Here is a 16,895-nt window from a genome sequence, read left to right as displayed (position 1 = left end):
AGTTTATTTTTTCCCCTGAAAAAGCAAGAAAAAGTCATACACAATAAGGTCATTTATTGGTGAGTGCAAAATTGATCTTATTTTTTGTATTGAGAGTTTTTAGAGGTTCCCCCTAAAAGGTTACCAGTGCAAGCTACCCCTATTTATAGGATTACTTGTACTAGAGTATAGTATAGATCTAAATTGAGACCTTGAAAAGAAAATATTAACTCAATTGAGATAATTTCACTTATTAATTTCAGGAAATCTGTTTTTTCAGGTGGTTATATGGTTAAAAAGAGAAAGGAAGCACAGCATAATATGGATTCTTTTGAACAAGACCAAAAAGAAACCTTTAAGGAGAGACTTCTTTATCTTATCGGCAGCCGTAGTGTAAGAACCGCAGCTAAAGAATGGGGATTATCGTATTCAACACTGAATAACTACATCATAAGGGACTCAATCCCTGCTCTCAATGTAGCTCAATCAATCTGCGATATTGAAGGTGTCACCCTAGATTGGCTTGCAACTGGTGATCATCAGTTACAACCTCACAATCAAACCACAACCATTTATGAACAACTAAAAAGCTCAACGGAAAGAAGCACAGCATGGCAATCTATTTTAGATTCATTGGAAGATAAAGATGTAGATGCATTAATAAGACTAATTCACCGCAAAGGTATAGAAGGGATACTTGCTGAACCTCCTAAAACCAAAACATCTACAATTGAAGATACCATCAATGAATTGCCTATTAGAGAAACTCTTAAACAAGCAATAAAGATAGCTTTAGCTGGGAATGAATCAACAGATAAAGAAATTTTGCTTTACATTACTACACTGATAAGTCAAGAAAAAAATTAAACACCGTCAATTAGTGATCATAATAGTGTAGAGTAAACACAAGGTATAGAATGACGATACCTTTCAATTCTCACTTAGCCAACTGGATAACTAAGTAAATGTGCAGCACATTAAGAAGCAACACGGAGAACTAAGTGTGTGGATCAATTGGGTAGAACACCCAAAGAGTAATTACGAACTTGGCAAACTAACCTAAAAACTCACCATCCTTCAATAAGGAAGTCATTGACAAAGCTTTATCAATCTAACGAATAAATCAGCACTCAACGATAACAGGACGCTTTGTTAACGTACCTGTACGTTCAGCCAGATCAAAAGCAGCCTTAGCTCGACGCATGCCTTCAATTTTGCGCTCTTTTACGGACATTTGCTTAAGTTCAGAAATTCGGCGTTTTGATTGCATAACCTTCCCCTATCATCATTTAGTACTACAGCTATAAAAACCAAAAATCTGTGTTTTTCTGATGTTCACGATGCTGAGAAACCACATGACTTAAAACTTTCTCATGTCTCATGAATATACCTTCTGTTGAGACAAAAAAGATGTACGATTGATTATAGTACTAACAAATGCCTGTATATAGGATTTCCGTATACTAATTTTTGCCTTTTTAATTAAAAAAGCGAGAAAACCCCTGTTGATTTCTCCACAAAGGGTTTACCCCAAATATCTTTCGGCATCAGCAGCATGATTTCCATCATCTGTGACCCTAGCACGTTGCTGGCAGCAATAGCCACAATCAGCAACAGGGATCCTACAGCAACAAACAGATAGCGTCAAACACCCTACTGTTAAGGCAAAAAACCATCAATATGCTATTGACATCTTTCTCTTCTCTGGTAGCATAAGTATTGACAACGCTCGCTACCTTCCTCCGGGAACGTAAGCGGGCTTTTTTTATGGAATTTTAATCATGGTTCATATCCCCTACGCAAAGTCGCATCGCAAACCTATAGACCTTATTAGTGATTTAGAGGAAAAGGGGCTAAATTTCAAAGATAAAGCATTAGCCGAACACATATTATCATTTATCAGCTATTATCGTTTTAAAATTTATCTATTCCAGTTCATGTATCAAGATGAAGAAGGAAAAAAGCAATTTCGTGATGGCATTTTTTTTGAAAACGGCCTTGATATTTATCGTTTCGATGAATCATTACGCAATTACATATTTCGCATAATTTCTCGACTCGAAATAAAATTTCGTAGTAGGCTAGATCACACTATATCAGAATATACAGATGATCCATTTTGGTATCTCGACGATAAAAACTTCTTTAATAAAAAAGCAAATAAAATAAAATTATTACGTTCAAAATTATCAAATTCATTTACATCTTGTAATGAAAAATATGCCACTCATTATAAGGAAAAGTACTATAATGAGAAAAATGATAATTATAAATCCCTACCCCCTTTTTGGATTATCGGTGAATTAGCAACATTGGGAAATATATTTGTTATTTACGATTGCTTGGACAAACGTCGTTTTCAAATATCAGAACGAGAAAACATCCTTAACAATTTAGCCAAAGAATTTGGCGTAAAAAAATTTGAAACGCTGGTTGGATGGATTAGTGGATTAAGAGATGTAAGAAACAAATGTGCACATAATAATCGTCTTTGGAATTCAAATTTAAGAGCCCCAGCAGAAATTATCCCACACCTTTCTATACCTCCAACTAATAACAATCGTATCTATGTTTTTCTTGCAACCCTTCACCATTTAAGCAAAATCTTAAAACTGGGCGTAAACGTGGGCCAAGATATTCACACTTTAACACATGAATTCCCAAGAGTAATACCACTGTTACATTCTGCTGGTTTTCCAGAAAGCTGGAATACAGATCCATTCTGGGAACTTTAGAGTTATCATATATTTTGGCGATGCAAAAATATCTTAATACATGGTTAAAATTTGCCAATAATACTAAAACAATATCCTTTACATCCCATATTAACTTGACAAACGAAAAGGTAAGCTGAGTTACACATACCTTACCAACCAAAAAATTTGTACCTATAAATAACGTTTCATAATTCTGCTACACATGAGTTTCTTCAACCCATTGTTATACATAGAATTATGAGTAGTATAAGATGCAACGCTATTTTGGAATTTTATTTATATGTCATAATGATTAAAAATATGACTACCCATCTTTCGTTAAATAAGCGTTATACACAGTTACACCGCTGATGTTGGTTCGCCAACCCCGCTCACCAACTGCTTTCATTCACCCGGCACTTTGATGGGGTCAGGTGAATGAACTTTATCAGCCGTGCAAATGTGCATAACACACAACTCGTTTTACAATTCACACCATAGACGCCGCTCAGACTTTTAGCTAACCTAACCAGAAAATAATCATATTATTTATCTGAACATTGTTTCAACAAGAGACTACCCAATGACTAACCATAATGACATACAACGTACAATGCGCGCTCAGATTCGGGGAGCAAAAGCTGCCAGGATTTATCGTAATTTACGCCAGCGTTTACGTACTTGGGATGCACATTGTGTTACCAAAGCCCACAAATACAATCTCCCCAATTGGATAGGACATTTACCAGTTTATCTATTTGTTGGCAGCTCAGTTATTGCATTACTATTTGGATCATTGGCTATAGCTATAATGGTGATACTGGCCTTTGTATTATTACTAGGAATTTCTCAAAACATGTGGAATAAAAAAAATTCAAATATAAGTGAGCAAAAAGCTGCTTATGAACGTTTTTCATGGGAACAAGATTGGGATAAAGACACTTATAAAAGACATTCATGGGAATCGGATGACTGTTGAGATAAAGTGTAACCCTATCCAGTCATCCATATCAGGCTATACTAAGTAACAATTAAAGCTTTCCAGATATCTTAGAACCTAATTGACTGCCAGCCGCCTTGCTATCCTTAGTTGCTGTGCTGCCTGCATTTTCTATTACTCCACCAACTTTAACTCCAGCCCAAGATAAAGCACTCATCCACAATGCCGGCAGCACAATAAACATCGTCCCCATCACAAAACTCATAATGATATCGTCTGTGCTATTCTGAAAACCGGCCATATTCCAGCGGCTATGCGTATCCGAACCGTACAAAGCCTCCAGTAACCCGCTGTCCAACCAGCGTGCCAATTCCCACCAGAAGGTCAAAAAATTCAGCGCAAACACAATAAAAGTCAGCGTAACGACCGTTTTATATTCGTAGACAGCAAATACGATAATCAGGGGCAATATGATAGTCACCGCCATCAGTATAACAGCCTGTACCATTGGTAATGCCTGGCGCATTGCATCAAACGCCGGAAATGCCGCCAAGCTTCCCAGCGACATCCCACCCAATGAGGCTATCCGGCCCACCGAATTCATCAGAGTAAAATCCGCGTTACACCCGTAACCTGCATAGACATATCCCCCCTGAGATGCGGTCAGGCTTGCCGGACTCACCAGACGCCGTATCACCGCTTCTTTGTACTCTGACGTATCTTTGCCCATCAGTTTCAATGCTGCCGATAACCGAAACCACATGCCTGGCTCAACCTGAGCCATCACTCGTTTTTCCAATCCTACTTGACTGTCTGACCACCATTCTTTGCAGGTCGGATATCCCCCCTGACCCGTATTAGCCAAACCGTCATCACGATGCGGTTTCCAGGGAAAATCCGAACGAGGCGTTTTTGACTGAAGCACATCATAATAACCCGCACTATTCAGAAACGTTTTTGACCCTAACCATTCAATATCCCGTAATACCGCTTCATCCCGGGTTCTTCCTTCGTCCCGACGTTTCCACTGATACACTGCTAGCGCATAACAGTCATGGGTGAAATCCTGTAATATTTGAGCCAGAGCCGGATTATTAATTCGCGTATGCTGGACCTCAAAACGCAGTTGCCTCAGGTCGGGACGGCAGGGCATAGAAGCTATTGCAGCCTGAGTGACGCCTTTAGAAATCTGATGAACCAGTATCCACCAAACCGGAGCCGCCGCTGTTTTACCATCAAGCGACGATATCACGGACGCATAACCCGTTTCAGCCGGTTTCGGTGTCCAAGTGCCGCAACTTTTTGCCCGCGAGTCATCATACGTAATGGTACTCAGACTCACATTGACCAACGGCACACAGCAAACAATCATCACCAGAAAAGCGCCATACAGGGTGTTTTCAATCCGGGTCACTGAGAGCATGCCCTTATTTCCTTCATCCTCCCCTTCTTCCCGAACTTTCAGCCAGATACCTATCATTTTGAATGTCAGCGGCAGCACAAATAACCCGGTGGCCAACAGCACATTCCACAAACCGTTATTCACTATCCAGCCCAGCAGGGTCAGAAAATATTCCAGATAGCTGTAAGTTGTCATGACTGCTCTCCGGAGACGAAGAACATGACATACTCACAACATCCCACAAATCCCAGCGAAATGAGTGCAATCCGTTTCAGAGCCGCTTTCTGTGTTAACGGCAATGGGGATCGCCAAAGCTGCCACATGAAACAGGCAATCACACTGTACATGGCCAATCGCCAGGCCAGCCAGCCGTAACGGGTCGTGTACATCCAATGTTGTAAGGTATTGAACTGAGACGGATACGCCAAGCCAGCTGCGGCAACAAGTAACATGCCCCCCATCATCAACGTGACGATTAACCCCCGTCTGAAATGTCGTTTCAGTCCCATTATCAACCTCTGTTTAGTGCCAGTAGGTACCCGGATTTTACTTTGCTCAGACATCATTATTGTCCTTCACGCCCTTTCGGCGGCACGGACAAGGTGTGAATACGACTGTCGGTATTATCGGTGGATTGCCGTTGCAGATTCATTTCAACTCGATTTTGTTCACGCTCAAGCGTGGTCAGTGCGGTATTTTGTGCAATCGCCCGGCGCAACTCCATTTCATTCTTCAGGGCAGTAATTTCTCTGTCCAGTGTCGCAATGCGACGATCACTCTCTGCCATAGCCTGCGCCTGAGCGGAAGCATTCGGTTCTGCCTGGCCGGTCATCAACATTCGTCGCATAGTGAGCGCAGTCTCAACGGTGTCGGCCATCGCCAACTCACTGGCCAACCGACTCACCAAAGCCCCACTGTCCGGATCACGTTTCAGAGCCTGGATAACCCCGCGAGTCACCATCAGGCTACCTGTTTTGAGTTTTGCCAGATTGACTATGGTAGGCGCATTTTCCCCGCTGACCAGTTTCATCAATTGCTCAATGTTGGTCCTGGTCGCCTCTTCCAGCATCGGTGCAAACCCCGTCCCAGCGACACTTGCACCCGGCTGGTCTTTGGTACCCCCACTGGTACACTGACGACTGTCAGTACAGGTACGAACCGAACGATCACCTAACACCTTGATGACCGCGTCTGCGGCTTCTTCACTGTTCTTGAATTTCTGGCAAGCAGCGCCATTACATTGTGTGCGGTTGACATTGGCATGGCTATTCGCCGGCAGGTTGTTCATCATATTGAAGCCGGCTTTTGCCAGATCCCGGATGGGCTGAATGGCTTTCTGCCCTTTTCCTCCCCGTTTTTCACCCCCAATCCAATTTGAACCTTGTGTACCGTCCGCAACCTCCATTTTTTGTGTCGTGCCAACCGCATCACCATTACCGGTATTCACCAACGTTTTATATTCCTCCATCAACGCCGCTTTAGTCCATTTACTGCTATCCGAGAAATCCATCATACGCTGTGACATGTTCTGGCAACTCAGTTGTGATTTGTCGAACGCAATACCTGCCTGTAACACCCCGTTGGTCAGCATTTCATATAATCCGGGATTAGCACGCTGGATAACCATTGCGGGTAAACTGGCTACGGCCCCAGTAGCCCCTTGTATCACTTCCCCCATCAGGTTTTTAAACCCCGAAGTCAGGCCATTAAGCTGATTCCCTACCGTCGTTTTCAAATCAAAGTTACCGCACATCAGGTCACTGCTCCAACCGAGGTTTAATCCGCCCAGATGTTGCAGATGACTGCGGGTCGCCGGCTGCGATATCACTGATCCGCCACCTATGTTGTAAAACAGCTTATCCGATACCGTCCCATTCAGGCTTTTCCCGTAACCTATCGGGCTGTCCGCAATGGCAAAACCTGCCGCCTGAACAACAGGAACAGTCATAAACGCCAGTGATATCAATACAGGCAAAAATAATCGTTGTCTCATCCCATGATCCCAGTCTCAAAAATCGGTACTGTAAAGAAAAGTCTGTCCACGCCGCTGACAACAACTGTAGGGTTGCCACAATGCAAAGACATAATTCCCGTCCTTTGCCGCTTCCCCGCTGTTATCCGGAAAAACAGCACAAGATGAGCTCATTTTCGGCGCTAAACGTTGCCATTGATGATTTTGGCTACCCGTATTCTCAACTACTTCGCCGGGTGGCCAGTAACCCTGTTTACGGTTCCCTTGCAGGGGTTGATAAACATGCCCCTGCCCAGTATGGGTGATAATGTCTGCTACCCGTTGCGCTACTACCGCAGCCGCTTTATTATCATCCTGTTGTGTCACAAACCCGCTTCGCGGATAAATATTGCCCCACATATTGCCCCGAAACGAATCCCCCAGCTCACGTTTACCAGGAATAAGCGCCTCGGGATAAAACGACTCTGGCACACCGGACCGCCAAACCAAGCTGTCCAGAGTACTCAAAAAGTAAGGCATAAAAGGCGTGGCGGCACTTTTACACGCATACCCCGAAATTTTTCCGCCCATCATGGCAGTTGCTGGATGCCCAATCGCATCGGCATATTTAAAATGCAGATTGTTTTTCCGGTTGCCTGGGATTTTCAGCTGATGATTACCGCCCCCCACGGCTATCCCGGAAAGTGCTCTCGTTACGGCATTTTCCACGCCGTCAACAGTCTGGCTGACCAGAGACATTTCTCTCCAGGGATTACCGCCAGGCGCGTTATAGACGGAGACCACGGCCTGAGGAGTAAAATGCTCAACTTTTATCGAGGTACGCACTTTGCACCCCCAGGGAGAACACAGCAGCCAGTAACAGAGACCTTTTATCCGCCAACTGATGCACGATACCGACGCGGCACTGGCCACAATCTGAGCCGTATTCACACTGGCAACGGCCACGGGCGCCAGAACAACCGTTAGCATCAGGACCATACCGCACTTTTTCAGCCGGGAATGCCATGTTAATGACGGTAAATCCGGAGACTTCATGGCTGTTTTTCCCGCTGATAGGTATCCCAAAGTAACCGGGCCTGTCTGACGTCTGTCGTTCCGTACACAACAGAATCATCATCAAAAACCACTGCCGGGAACTTCTTAAGGCCCAGAGTCCAGGCATCCAGTACCCCCTGGTAAGCCTGACTGATATGTTGTCCCTGTTGATGCCATGATGAAGACTGCAAAATCTGACGGGCCTGTTTGGCTGCCTGTTGAGGATCAGCCGATAACTGACCGAACAGTTGTGCTTGCAGCTGTTCGGCCCCATCAAGGTACACAACCCGGACACGTTGATCAGCATTGCGCGGTGGATGGCTTGTGTCGGTATATATCACTGTGCTGGCAAACACGGATACCGGCATTAACAACGGCAAAAGCGTCCAGAATACCCTGATATTCATAGCCTACACTCCTGCATGGCTAAGAGATCCTCATCACGCACATCCGCCTCTTTCTCAGATATCAGACCACGAGCACGGTCCAGCCTGCGCGCCACAACAAAGGCGGCATCCAATTCGCTGCAATGAAGCGCTTTCATAATCGCCCTGCGCTCTGCCTTTTCCTCTTTCTCCGTCATACCCAGCGCCAGATAGACACTGGGCGGCACCACCCGAAACAACGCCTCCACTTTTTTCGACAACACCACGCCTTCGGTGTAGCAGCCCGGGAGTTTGCTGGCTGACAGCAACACCGATTTTTGTTCTTCAGACAGCTTTTTAAAACGCGCTATCTGCTCAACTTCATCCGGCGGCATTGTCAGACACAACCACCACTCCGCCATATTGAGCATTTTCTCCGCACTATCCGGATAGTCCGCCAAATTCTGAGTAGCCAGCCACAACCAAGCGCCCAGTTTTCGCCACATCTTGACCACTTTGGTCATGTAGGGCGACAACAGCGGATTAGTGGTCAATATATGCGCCTCATCCACCACAAAATTAATCTCCCGGTCCTCAAACTGGTCACGCTCCGCCATATTGTTGAGGGTATTGACCAGAGACACCATCGCCAGCGACATCTGGGCACCATACCCTTCACGCGCCAACGTACCGAGGTCAATCAGCGTCACATCGGCTTCTGGCCACGGAGTTCCCGGACGATTAAACAATTCCCCCTCAAAACCACTGGTGAACATTGACATCGCCCCCGCCATCTCTTCGGCACGGGCACGACGCTGTTCGGTACGTAATGATCGCCCCTGTTCATCCCGCCGGCTGTCCCGGGCAATTACAGACAATGCCTTTTGCAGATCTTCCGCTATCATCTGTCGGCCATCGTCAGCACTCGCTTTTGCCGCCATCATGATAGCTTCGCGGATCATGCCCCGATCCGCCCGCGTCAGACGTTCTTCTTCCTTCTTCTCCCCGCCGGTGATCATCATGCGGGCGGCAATTTCCATTTCACCCAGAATATCGCGCTGCTCATCGTCCCCGTCGTCTTCAATTTCCTCTGCCGGCTTTTCACCCGCCAAATCCAGCTGAGAAGATGCCATTTGAAGCAATTGGTGAGCATCAGCAAACAGCGCCAGACTGACACCACAGCCCGGTTTAATGCTGATTTTGTTGACACTCAGCCCCAGACGTTGACAGTAATCGGCAAACAACCCAAAACTGTTGCCCGCTTCCGCCACAAATAACCGGGGACGGTGCACCGCCATCAGCTGCGACAGGCTCGCACAAAGCGTAGCCGACTTCCCCGCCCCGGTCGGCCCGAACAGCAACAGATGCGCATTCTGGGTACGGTCATGTTTATTTTGCGGATCAAAGGTCAGCACATCACCTCCCCGGTTAAAAAAGCTAAGACCCGGGTTACCTGTACCCGTTGCTCGCCCTGTCACTGGCAACAACCCGGCCACATGCTGCATCCAAGTCAACCGGGTATACCAGTGATGCTTGTCTCGTTGCGGGTTAAAACACATCGGTAAGGCACGCAGATAGCCGTTTAACGGCGCGACGTCGCATTCGGGTTTGACCGGCTGCAACCCCGAGACCAACAGGGTTGCGACCAGTTGCTGATGCCGACGGTTCAAATCGTCAACATCAGCCCCCTGTAACAAAAAAGTCAGTGCAGAACGGCACAGTTTATGTCTCAGCCCCATATGCGCCTTAGCTTCTTTTACGTCTGCACGCACTCGCCCTGATTCAGTATTTTCTCCCATTGCATTTTTTGACAATCGGTCGAAATCCCGCTCCAGTGTATCCTGCGCCTGTATGACAATGGTCAATGAAACAAGAGTACCTGACGGTAATAAATCCATCAGCGCATTGATATGTTCACCCCGGACCATTTCACCGGTCAGCGCTCCCGGTTCTGGGGGGCGACGCAGCCGTTCAACCGGTACCGCCCGATGAGCAATATTATCAAACCACCAGACACCGTTTTTCACGTCAGAACGCGGCGGGGTAAACCACAAGGTTTCCGTGAAGTCATTATCCGGACGCAATTCACCCGCCTGCCAGGCCGCGTAGCGGGCCTCCCAATATAGCGTCGCTTTATCAATCCAGTCTGGAGCGGGATTGAATAACCGCAGTAACCAATGATGAACCTGTTCGCCATCTTGTCGTTCACACAAAATGCCGGCGCTGGCCAGCGAGGCCGTCAGTCGGTTACAGACCTGATTAAGCAACGCTGCCGGTGACAGAGCATCCTTCTGGCCTGCCGGGACCCAGCGATAAACGACCATTCGGGTACGGCGTTGCTGCCCTCTCCAAGGTTGACCGGTGACCAATGTGTCGTTAAACAGCCCTTCAGGCCGGGCAATACCCCGCAAATGTCGTTCAGTCTCAGCCAGCCACGTTTCGGTAAAGGCTGTGCCCTGTGCCCAGGGCTTGATATATTGACGAAGCTGCGTCAACGATGACGACGAGTCATCTTCATCCTGACAAAAAAACTGCACCACCCAGGGAGAAGTATCCTCTTCCTCCAGGCTGTCCTGCAACGCATCCTCCACCTGGTCACGGATCTCTTCCAGACGGGCAGCAGGGCGTCCTTCTGTCGAGACCGGAGAGACGGTATAAACCGCCCCGACTGACAGACCGTCATCCAGCAACAGACACTTTTCCTCGTCCAGGTATTCTGCCCAGGGCAAATAATCAATGATAGACGGTGAAGGGTTATACAGTACCGCTTCATCAACGTGCGTCATTTTGCCGGGCCGCTTTACAAGTTCACGCCCGATCACGCAGGAAGAAGGCGATAGGTTGTCCGCTTTACGCAGGCGGACTTTATTTAACCACGTCCACATCACAATGCCACCGTCCGCTCACCCGGCAGGGCATACTGCACCTGACTGTAAAACGAAAACACCGTGCTGTATCCCGGCACAGGCGAATTTCCCGCCACCAAATGGGGAAAGAGATACATCACCATGTCCGGATTGGGTAGCCGTGGGAAGGTTTGACTGATTTCATTTTCCTGTGTACGACTATAACTTTCAGCATAGTCAGTCGAAATTTGCTGCTCCTGTTCATTGAGCCCCCGGCGCAGCACCTGACGGGCTTCCAGCGTGATCTGTGACGACGCGGCCTTTCCCTGCCACAATGCCAGCATAGTCTGATCTCCCGATGGCAACATGTCCTCTTTGGACGTGCTGCAACCGGTCAGGATCGTCGTCACTACGAGCAGGCAAACCCAACAACCTGATTTCAATCTGACGCTGCACATACCGGCTCCACAGATATTCACTTTCTCAGTCCAGCCCATCGCTGTTCTCCTGTTCCAGGCTAAAGGGGTATTTCACCTTGCGCCCCTGTGTGTCGTAATCAATGGGGATTTGTTGGGTAATATGTACCGCCACGCTGGCTCCCGGCGGCACGTAGACGGCATCAAAGGTTTGGCCGTAACGGGCTTTGACCCATTCCGACACGGCTTTAAATCCTCCGGCAGCCGCTTGCCCCAAAACCGCTTTACCGGCATCCCCGGTCAGTGATGACGTCGCGCCGCCATAACCGTTAGTCTGGGTGGTAAGCTGGCTCTGTGACAGCACATCACCGGCTGCTGTACCACCAGAAAGAGCAAATAAGGTTGACAAGTAACTGGCTGCATTGGATTTTCGTGTCCCGCTGATACACGGAATACCGTTATCGTCAGACAACCAGCCGATACTGCCGCCATGATTATCCTGAACGTGATGACTGCCATCGATGCGATTATCCGATTTCGGCACGGTTCTGACGGTGCCGTCTGCAAAGACAAAGGTGAAAGAGGTAACATTGCCGCGCACGCAAGACAAGGTCCAGTCACCGGTAGCCGTACCCGAAATAATCGCCCCTTCCACGTCCGGCAGTTCAATGCCGTTGGCAGTCAAGTTATCTTTACCTATCAGTACCTTAAAAGGATACGGGTCAGTGACTTTGTCATTCACCGGCACCCGGCCTAATAATGCGGTCATCGCCTGGCTGCCGACCAGCGTCGTATTTTCGGGCAGGGTATAAACGGGCCGGATAGCCTCGTTTGTATGACCCTCGGTAATGGCTCGCTGATTTTTAGTCATACCGTCGTATGCCACTTTCTGACGGCGCAATGTATTGTCTTCCAGAAATGACACGGGAAAACGGGGAGCCGCTGGCTGCCCGCTCATTGCAACCTGTGAGTCAACCGGTAACCCATCCTGTGGACTAATCCAGACCAACCGGCCCCCCCCTGAGGCCGTATTTTGGCCGGTATCGTCCAATCCTAATCCCAGCGGAATATCACGCTCAACCAGAGGGGGGGGTGTACTTATGCTTTTATTGCCTAACTGACGGGTCAACTGGTCAAGTCGGCTGAACAGCGTTTGCTGCTCCGCTTTCAATACCTGCTGTTGCTTTTCTGTTTCCTCACGGGAACCCGCTACCGCCTGGTTAATCTGGTCAGTCATGCGCTGACTCCCGTTTCGCCATTTCTCATTGTCCGCCAGTAATTGTGCGTTTTGTTTTTCCAGCGCCGCCTGCTGAACACGGATACTGCGCAAAGCTCCAATCAGGGTACGCAACGTGTCTTCCGGGGTATCTCCCTCAATCCCCAATGCCCGCAGCTCCCCGGAAGACAGTTCCGCCAAAGCCTGATGACTCACTGTCTGGCTGACAGGCGTCTCTGATTGCCGACAACTCTTGATCCCCACGACCAGCCCCGCAATAACAAAAGCAGGCACGACCCACTTCACCAGACCGTTTGACTTAATTTGCATGGGGATTTCCTTGTCGCTTCATGGGCGTTTTTGACCTCACCGGTTCAGGCAGAAAGGCACGGTCAGGCCGACCTTTCACCACCAAATAAACGGTAGTCGTGTCTTCCGGCGTACCTGACGGTCCCAACCAACGATGCTGAAAGGTCGCTGCTATGAATTGCCCCTGCAACCTGCGTGGATCAAGCACTACGTTCTCACGGTGGGTATTACGCACTTTCAGCGCTACCACAGTGAGGTTATCCACACCCCAGCCCCCTAACGGGGAAACTATTACCGGCGCAGAGGGATACAATGTGGTCAATCGGGGCGACAATGCCAATGATACCGGGTGAATGCCGGGAACAGCTTCTACTGTACGCAACGGCGCATACAGACTCTGCGCAGCATAACGGGTCAGGACCACCGGCAGCGGAGCCGTATAGGACGGTTTTTGACGCCGGGCGGCCTGACGTTCACCGGCAAGAGAGGGAGACGTTGCTGACGTGTTATCCCCTTTGGCACCATGATGAATCTGATGGTCGTCCGTCAACGTAATCACGTCCCCGTGGTACACCACACGAACCGGCTCAAGGGGATCTTTTCCATGTGTAGCGGTCACATCCAGTAAAATCACTTCACTACTTTCCACATCCTGAAGTTGCAGTCGGGTCTGGGTAAACGTTTCACTCGGATACAGATACACTGCACCACCGGTGCTTTGTATCCGCAATTTGCCATTCAGCGCACCCGGAAAACCGACTCGGACATTTTTATCTACAAAAACCACCCGCTCCTGTCCAACATGCAGGGCAACCGGCAGCGGGATACGCTCCCACTTCATCAACTCCACGGCCTCAACGGGTGAAACCATCACCAACCCGGCGAATAATAATGCAGTCAATGCCAATAACTCGACGAGTACCTGTTTTTTCACTGGAATATCCCCTTTTTCGCCGGTGCCGGCGGCGATGCTGCTTCCAGCCGTTGCGGTGTGCTGTCATAACAATCCAGTGCCAGGCCAAACGGGTTACGCTCTGCATCCCCTTGCCAGCGGGTGACTTTAAGCGAGTAACGCACCAGTGCCCGTTTGACCGGCTCAGCGTGAAAATATTCATCGGCCACTAAATCTAACCGGATAACCCAGTTATCCCGGTCTTTTACCATCACATTGCTGTCACGAAAGCCCCGTTCCGGAATTTCATACACCACCCGCACGCGATCTTTTAACTCACCCACTTGCGACCGGTTTTGAGCATCCTGTTCCAGAAACACCTGACAGGAGGGAGTCAGATAAGGAGAAAGCGCGGCTATTTTCGCTGGATAATCGACTTCCCCGTCTTTCGGCCAGGCATTCAGTTGCTGAAAAATATAAAAGCCAAAGGCATAGACCTGGGAGACAGGCACTTGCCACCACGGGCGGGTACTGCCACTGCGGACATCCGGCGGCGTATAAATGGTTAACGCTCTCGGCGCCATCAGCCAGCCACTCAGACTCAGTAACAACAACAAAACCAGCACACCACAGGCCGCACGTAACGTCAGGATATGCTGGTCCCGATCTTGAATTGCATGACGAAAACGGCTCATAACCGCCCCATTCGGGTCATTACCCGGTGACGGCGGCGCAATGACCAGCGTTGTGAGGTGATAATCAGTAACGGGTCACCCAGACCCCAGCACCGCTTTTTAACCTCCAGCCGTCGATAGAGATAATGCGCCGGTTTACCGCGTTTCATCCGGGCCAGGTATTTGCCGCCAAAGGCAATCAATAACAACGGCGCAATCAGTGCCGCCGTCGGTATCATCACCCACCCCGTTACCGATGCCAGTAACAAGCCAATGACCGCGCCAGCTATCAATCCCGTTAATGCCGTCCAGCCCAGTTCTGGGGTAGTAAATCCCCGGAACACGACAGGTTCGGCGTTAAGACGGTCAGGTAAAAAACGAATAGTCTGAACCATACTGACGCTTTCCTGGGGTTAAAAGAGAATGGACGTCGATTTTCCCAGCAGCCAGATAACCGCCACTAACAGCACCACGCCAACCACCACAATCGCGCCAAATTTAGTCCAGGAAGCTCTGTCACTGCGAACTTCAGAAAACGTATGGATTGCCGCGGTCGCCACATTGATAAACGCGATCGCGGCAACGACCAGCCCGCCTATCACGATGCCGTCCTGCAAGTAACCTTTGACGGTGTTAAAAATGCCGCCGCCATTCCCGCTGGAAGGCGGTTCAACCGTTGGCAATGCCGCTGTCACGGGTTGACAAACCAGATAAGCCAGCACACTGAGTGACACTGCACAGGTATTGATACGGGCAAACAGGCGGAACAGTGACTGACATCCCCGGTTTAACAGATCCATTTCCTTTTCCCTTTTTTCCATTACAGGTTAAAAAACCGATTAGCTGGCAAACATCCAGATAGCCATCACCAGCAACAACGCCACACGAATGACAAAACGGTTCATCGCCGCTTCACGGACCTTTTCATTGGCCCAGCCCTGCCAGACGTCTACCATTCCCCATGCGGCCCAGAGAAATAGCACCGCTATCAGTAAACCGATACAGAGAAATTGCATCACATGAGGATCGAGATTGCCGGAAGCCGCCCTGAATGCATTGCGTTGAACCTCGTTCACCGTATTCGCTCCTGACGATACTGACCGGTCACATCCAGCGCAGCCGCAGAAATCCCGGGCTGTGCACGGGAGGGGGTCAGATAGCGGTTAATGCCTTCACGGACAATATTGAGGTCCCGGTTAGCACGTAGATAATCAAAATAAAAACGGTCTGCCTGACCCTCCTGAATGGCCAAAACCCGGGCACGCTCCAAACTGGCCTGCACCTGGTCAAGCTGTTTGAGTGTGGTGGCCAGCTCATCTTTTTCCCCAGCCAGCACAGGCCAACTCATTAGTATCGTCAGGACAAAAAGACTATGGGAAAATAAACGGAAATAAACCATAGCATTACCCTAAATCTGCGTAGATATATACATCAACAGAGTGACGAAAAAGAGTAACGATTACAGTGAATAATTGTTTATCTGATTTTAAAAATTTTGAATATCTGAACTTAGGGTATAAAACTATCTCCCTCTCATCTGGTTGATAAGATAATAGAATTGATAATTGATGCTTTCTAATACAACAAAGGAGTTAAGTGGTATAACAGATCATTAAGCGTTCGTTTATTCAAACTTTATAGATAATATTTTCTGTAGGCGGATTCGACTAATAAGTACAATCCGACATCAAAAACTGTAATTAAATGGTGTATTAGAGGTACTATTAGTCGATATTAAATTAGAGGAATTATTTAACACTCATCAAACCAATCAGGGTGAGATCTCACATTTTTAATAAGGTTATTTTGGTTAAATAAAAATCAGAATATGACTTTTTATAGGCATTTCTCTCATTAAAACGTTAAGATCTCTCTCTTCCATAAAAAAGCGATCCTAATAATGAGTATTTTTAATTTTATCAGCAAGATAGAAGACCCCCGTTCTGACATCAATAAAAAACATGAGCTAATGGATGTGATTTTTTTAGCCTTCTCCGCTGTATTATGCGGCGCTTCTGGCTGGAAATCGATTCAGGAATTTGGCAGGGCGCGAGCATACTTTTTTACCCCCCCCTTGAATGAACCGTAATTATATGATCTCATTCTCCTTATTTTTCTTTTTAATACTCGCCCATGAATCCGAACCAGACCCT

General features: G+C 48.0%; 19 protein-coding genes and 1 pseudogene. 4 read left to right on the top strand and 16 right to left on the bottom strand.

Going from position 1 to position 16,895, the window contains the following annotated elements; all coding sequences use genetic code 11:
• Positions 1 to 267: 267 nt before the first annotated feature.
• Positions 268 to 846, top strand: a complete 579-nt coding sequence (locus tag ACGF49_RS22690) for a helix-turn-helix domain-containing protein (protein ID WP_113044270.1) — start codon at positions 268 to 270, stop codon at positions 844 to 846.
• A 256-nt stretch (positions 847 to 1,102) separates the two neighbouring features.
• Here ACGF49_RS22690 and ACGF49_RS22685 read toward each other — a convergent pair whose 3' ends face one another.
• Positions 1,103 to 1,249 (bottom strand): hypothetical protein, encoded by a 147-nt coding sequence (locus ACGF49_RS22685; protein ID WP_158536626.1) that lies wholly within the window; start codon positions 1,247 to 1,249, stop codon positions 1,103 to 1,105.
• Positions 1,250 to 1,461: 212 nt separating this feature from the next.
• Positions 1,462 to 1,593 (bottom strand): hypothetical protein, encoded by a 132-nt coding sequence (locus tag ACGF49_RS22680; protein ID WP_262405196.1) that lies wholly within the window; start codon positions 1,591 to 1,593, stop codon positions 1,462 to 1,464.
• A 167-nt stretch (positions 1,594 to 1,760) separates the two neighbouring features.
• Between ACGF49_RS22680 and ACGF49_RS22675 the strand changes: the two genes are divergently transcribed.
• A complete protein-coding gene (locus ACGF49_RS22675) occupies positions 1,761 to 2,714 on the top strand; it encodes an Abi family protein (protein WP_113044269.1) in 954 nt (317 codons plus the stop codon).
• Between the two features lie 544 nt (positions 2,715 to 3,258).
• On the top strand, positions 3,259 to 3,654 hold the full coding sequence (locus ACGF49_RS22670; protein ID WP_113044268.1) for a hypothetical protein: 396 nt from the start codon (positions 3,259 to 3,261) through the stop codon (positions 3,652 to 3,654).
• A 52-nt stretch (positions 3,655 to 3,706) separates the two neighbouring features.
• Here ACGF49_RS22670 and ACGF49_RS22665 read toward each other — a convergent pair whose 3' ends face one another.
• The 14 genes from ACGF49_RS22665 to ACGF49_RS22600 are packed head-to-tail and all read right to left on the bottom strand — an operon-like array spanning position 3,707 to position 16,141.
• Positions 3,707 to 5,212, bottom strand: coding sequence for a conjugal transfer protein TraG N-terminal domain-containing protein (locus ACGF49_RS22665; RefSeq protein WP_113044267.1), 1,506 nt, complete (start codon positions 5,210 to 5,212; stop codon positions 3,707 to 3,709).
• Positions 5,209 to 5,580, bottom strand: coding sequence for a hypothetical protein (locus tag ACGF49_RS22660; RefSeq protein ID WP_113044266.1), 372 nt, complete (start codon positions 5,578 to 5,580; stop codon positions 5,209 to 5,211). Before ACGF49_RS22660 ends, ACGF49_RS22665 begins: the two co-directional genes overlap by 4 nt.
• A gap of 2 nt (positions 5,581 to 5,582) precedes the next feature.
• Positions 5,583 to 6,965: an integrating conjugative element protein gene (locus tag ACGF49_RS22655; RefSeq protein WP_228939727.1), complete on the bottom strand. Its 1,383-nt coding sequence runs from the start codon at positions 6,963 to 6,965 to the stop codon at positions 5,583 to 5,585.
• A gap of 60 nt (positions 6,966 to 7,025) precedes the next feature.
• Positions 7,026 to 7,967, bottom strand: coding sequence for a TIGR03756 family integrating conjugative element protein (locus ACGF49_RS22650; protein ID WP_228939726.1), 942 nt, complete (start codon positions 7,965 to 7,967; stop codon positions 7,026 to 7,028).
• Between the two features lie 53 nt (positions 7,968 to 8,020).
• Positions 8,021 to 8,431, bottom strand: coding sequence for a TIGR03757 family integrating conjugative element protein (locus ACGF49_RS22645; protein WP_228939710.1), 411 nt, complete (start codon positions 8,429 to 8,431; stop codon positions 8,021 to 8,023).
• A complete protein-coding gene (locus tag ACGF49_RS22640) occupies positions 8,428 to 11,274 on the bottom strand; it encodes a conjugative transfer ATPase (RefSeq protein ID WP_387492906.1) in 2,847 nt (948 codons plus the stop codon). The genes ACGF49_RS22645 and ACGF49_RS22640 overlap by 4 nt, the downstream gene beginning before the upstream one ends.
• Positions 11,274 to 11,732: a TIGR03751 family conjugal transfer lipoprotein gene (locus tag ACGF49_RS22635; protein WP_387492904.1), complete on the bottom strand. Its 459-nt coding sequence runs from the start codon at positions 11,730 to 11,732 to the stop codon at positions 11,274 to 11,276. Before ACGF49_RS22635 ends, ACGF49_RS22640 begins: the two co-directional genes overlap by 1 nt.
• Positions 11,719 to 13,197, bottom strand: coding sequence for a TIGR03752 family integrating conjugative element protein (locus tag ACGF49_RS22630; RefSeq protein WP_271859770.1), 1,479 nt, complete (start codon positions 13,195 to 13,197; stop codon positions 11,719 to 11,721). The genes ACGF49_RS22635 and ACGF49_RS22630 overlap by 14 nt, the downstream gene beginning before the upstream one ends.
• Positions 13,187 to 14,047, bottom strand: coding sequence for a TIGR03749 family integrating conjugative element protein (locus ACGF49_RS22625; protein ID WP_387492915.1), 861 nt, complete (start codon positions 14,045 to 14,047; stop codon positions 13,187 to 13,189). The genes ACGF49_RS22630 and ACGF49_RS22625 overlap by 11 nt, the downstream gene beginning before the upstream one ends.
• 59 nt (positions 14,048 to 14,106) lie before the next feature.
• The gene (locus tag ACGF49_RS22620) at positions 14,107 to 14,763 is read right to left on the bottom strand and encodes a PFL_4703 family integrating conjugative element protein (RefSeq protein ID WP_271859771.1); all 657 of its coding nucleotides are present in this window, start codon (positions 14,761 to 14,763) and stop codon (positions 14,107 to 14,109) included.
• Entirely contained in the window at positions 14,760 to 15,137 is a 378-nt protein-coding gene (locus ACGF49_RS22615; RefSeq protein WP_011145432.1) for a TIGR03750 family conjugal transfer protein, read from the bottom strand. The genes ACGF49_RS22620 and ACGF49_RS22615 overlap by 4 nt, the downstream gene beginning before the upstream one ends.
• An 18-nt stretch (positions 15,138 to 15,155) precedes the next feature.
• Positions 15,156 to 15,542 (bottom strand): TIGR03745 family integrating conjugative element membrane protein, encoded by a 387-nt coding sequence (locus tag ACGF49_RS22610; protein ID WP_228900673.1) that lies wholly within the window; start codon positions 15,540 to 15,542, stop codon positions 15,156 to 15,158.
• 39 nt (positions 15,543 to 15,581) lie between these two features.
• Positions 15,582 to 15,818, bottom strand: coding sequence for a TIGR03758 family integrating conjugative element protein (locus tag ACGF49_RS22605; protein ID WP_011145430.1), 237 nt, complete (start codon positions 15,816 to 15,818; stop codon positions 15,582 to 15,584).
• Positions 15,815 to 16,141: an RAQPRD family integrative conjugative element protein gene (locus tag ACGF49_RS22600; protein ID WP_041379956.1), complete on the bottom strand. Its 327-nt coding sequence runs from the start codon at positions 16,139 to 16,141 to the stop codon at positions 15,815 to 15,817. Before ACGF49_RS22600 ends, ACGF49_RS22605 begins: the two co-directional genes overlap by 4 nt.
• A gap of 501 nt (positions 16,142 to 16,642) precedes the next feature.
• Between ACGF49_RS22600 and ACGF49_RS22595 the strand changes: the two are divergent.
• A pseudogene (locus ACGF49_RS22595) lies at positions 16,643 to 16,798 on the top strand (transposase family protein); the annotation flags it as partial.
• Between the last annotated feature and the right edge of the window lie 97 nt (positions 16,799 to 16,895).

The organism is Photorhabdus sp. RM96S, from assembly GCF_042879335.1.
GTDB lineage: Bacteria > Pseudomonadota > Gammaproteobacteria > Enterobacterales > Enterobacteriaceae > Photorhabdus > Photorhabdus kayaii.
This window is presented reverse-complemented; position numbering and strand designations above follow the sequence as displayed.

Bases quoted from the DNA above. Each gene is read 5' to 3' on its own strand.
- ACGF49_RS22625 (WP_387492915.1), bottom strand. From the start codon at position 14,047: ATGGTTTCACCCGTTGAGGCCGTGGAGTTGATGAAGTGGGAGCGTATC.
- ACGF49_RS22670 (WP_113044268.1), top strand. From the start codon at position 3,259: ATGACTAACCATAATGACATACAACGTACAATGCGCGCTCAGATTCGG.
- ACGF49_RS22630 (WP_271859770.1), bottom strand. From the start codon at position 13,197: ATGCAAATTAAGTCAAACGGTCTGGTGAAGTGGGTCGTGCCTGCTTTT.
- ACGF49_RS22640 (WP_387492906.1), bottom strand. From the start codon at position 11,274: ATGTGGACGTGGTTAAATAAAGTCCGCCTGCGTAAAGCGGACAACCTA.
- ACGF49_RS22610 (WP_228900673.1), bottom strand. From the start codon at position 15,542: ATGGATCTGTTAAACCGGGGATGTCAGTCACTGTTCCGCCTGTTTGCC.
- ACGF49_RS22620 (WP_271859771.1), bottom strand. From the start codon at position 14,763: ATGAGCCGTTTTCGTCATGCAATTCAAGATCGGGACCAGCATATCCTG.
- ACGF49_RS22685 (WP_158536626.1), bottom strand. From the start codon at position 1,249: ATGCAATCAAAACGCCGAATTTCTGAACTTAAGCAAATGTCCGTAAAA.
- ACGF49_RS22615 (WP_011145432.1), bottom strand. From the start codon at position 15,137: ATGGTTCAGACTATTCGTTTTTTACCTGACCGTCTTAACGCCGAACCT.
- ACGF49_RS22600 (WP_041379956.1), bottom strand. From the start codon at position 16,141: ATGGTTTATTTCCGTTTATTTTCCCATAGTCTTTTTGTCCTGACGATA.
- ACGF49_RS22690 (WP_113044270.1), top strand. From the start codon at position 268: ATGGTTAAAAAGAGAAAGGAAGCACAGCATAATATGGATTCTTTTGAA.
- ACGF49_RS22635 (WP_387492904.1), bottom strand. From the start codon at position 11,732: ATGGGCTGGACTGAGAAAGTGAATATCTGTGGAGCCGGTATGTGCAGC.
- ACGF49_RS22645 (WP_228939710.1), bottom strand. From the start codon at position 8,431: ATGAATATCAGGGTATTCTGGACGCTTTTGCCGTTGTTAATGCCGGTA.
- ACGF49_RS22660 (WP_113044266.1), bottom strand. From the start codon at position 5,580: ATGTCTGAGCAAAGTAAAATCCGGGTACCTACTGGCACTAAACAGAGG.
- ACGF49_RS22650 (WP_228939726.1), bottom strand. From the start codon at position 7,967: ATGGTCCTGATGCTAACGGTTGTTCTGGCGCCCGTGGCCGTTGCCAGT.
- ACGF49_RS22655 (WP_228939727.1), bottom strand. From the start codon at position 6,965: ATGACTGTTCCTGTTGTTCAGGCGGCAGGTTTTGCCATTGCGGACAGC.
- ACGF49_RS22675 (WP_113044269.1), top strand. From the start codon at position 1,761: ATGGTTCATATCCCCTACGCAAAGTCGCATCGCAAACCTATAGACCTT.
- ACGF49_RS22665 (WP_113044267.1), bottom strand. From the start codon at position 5,212: ATGACAACTTACAGCTATCTGGAATATTTTCTGACCCTGCTGGGCTGG.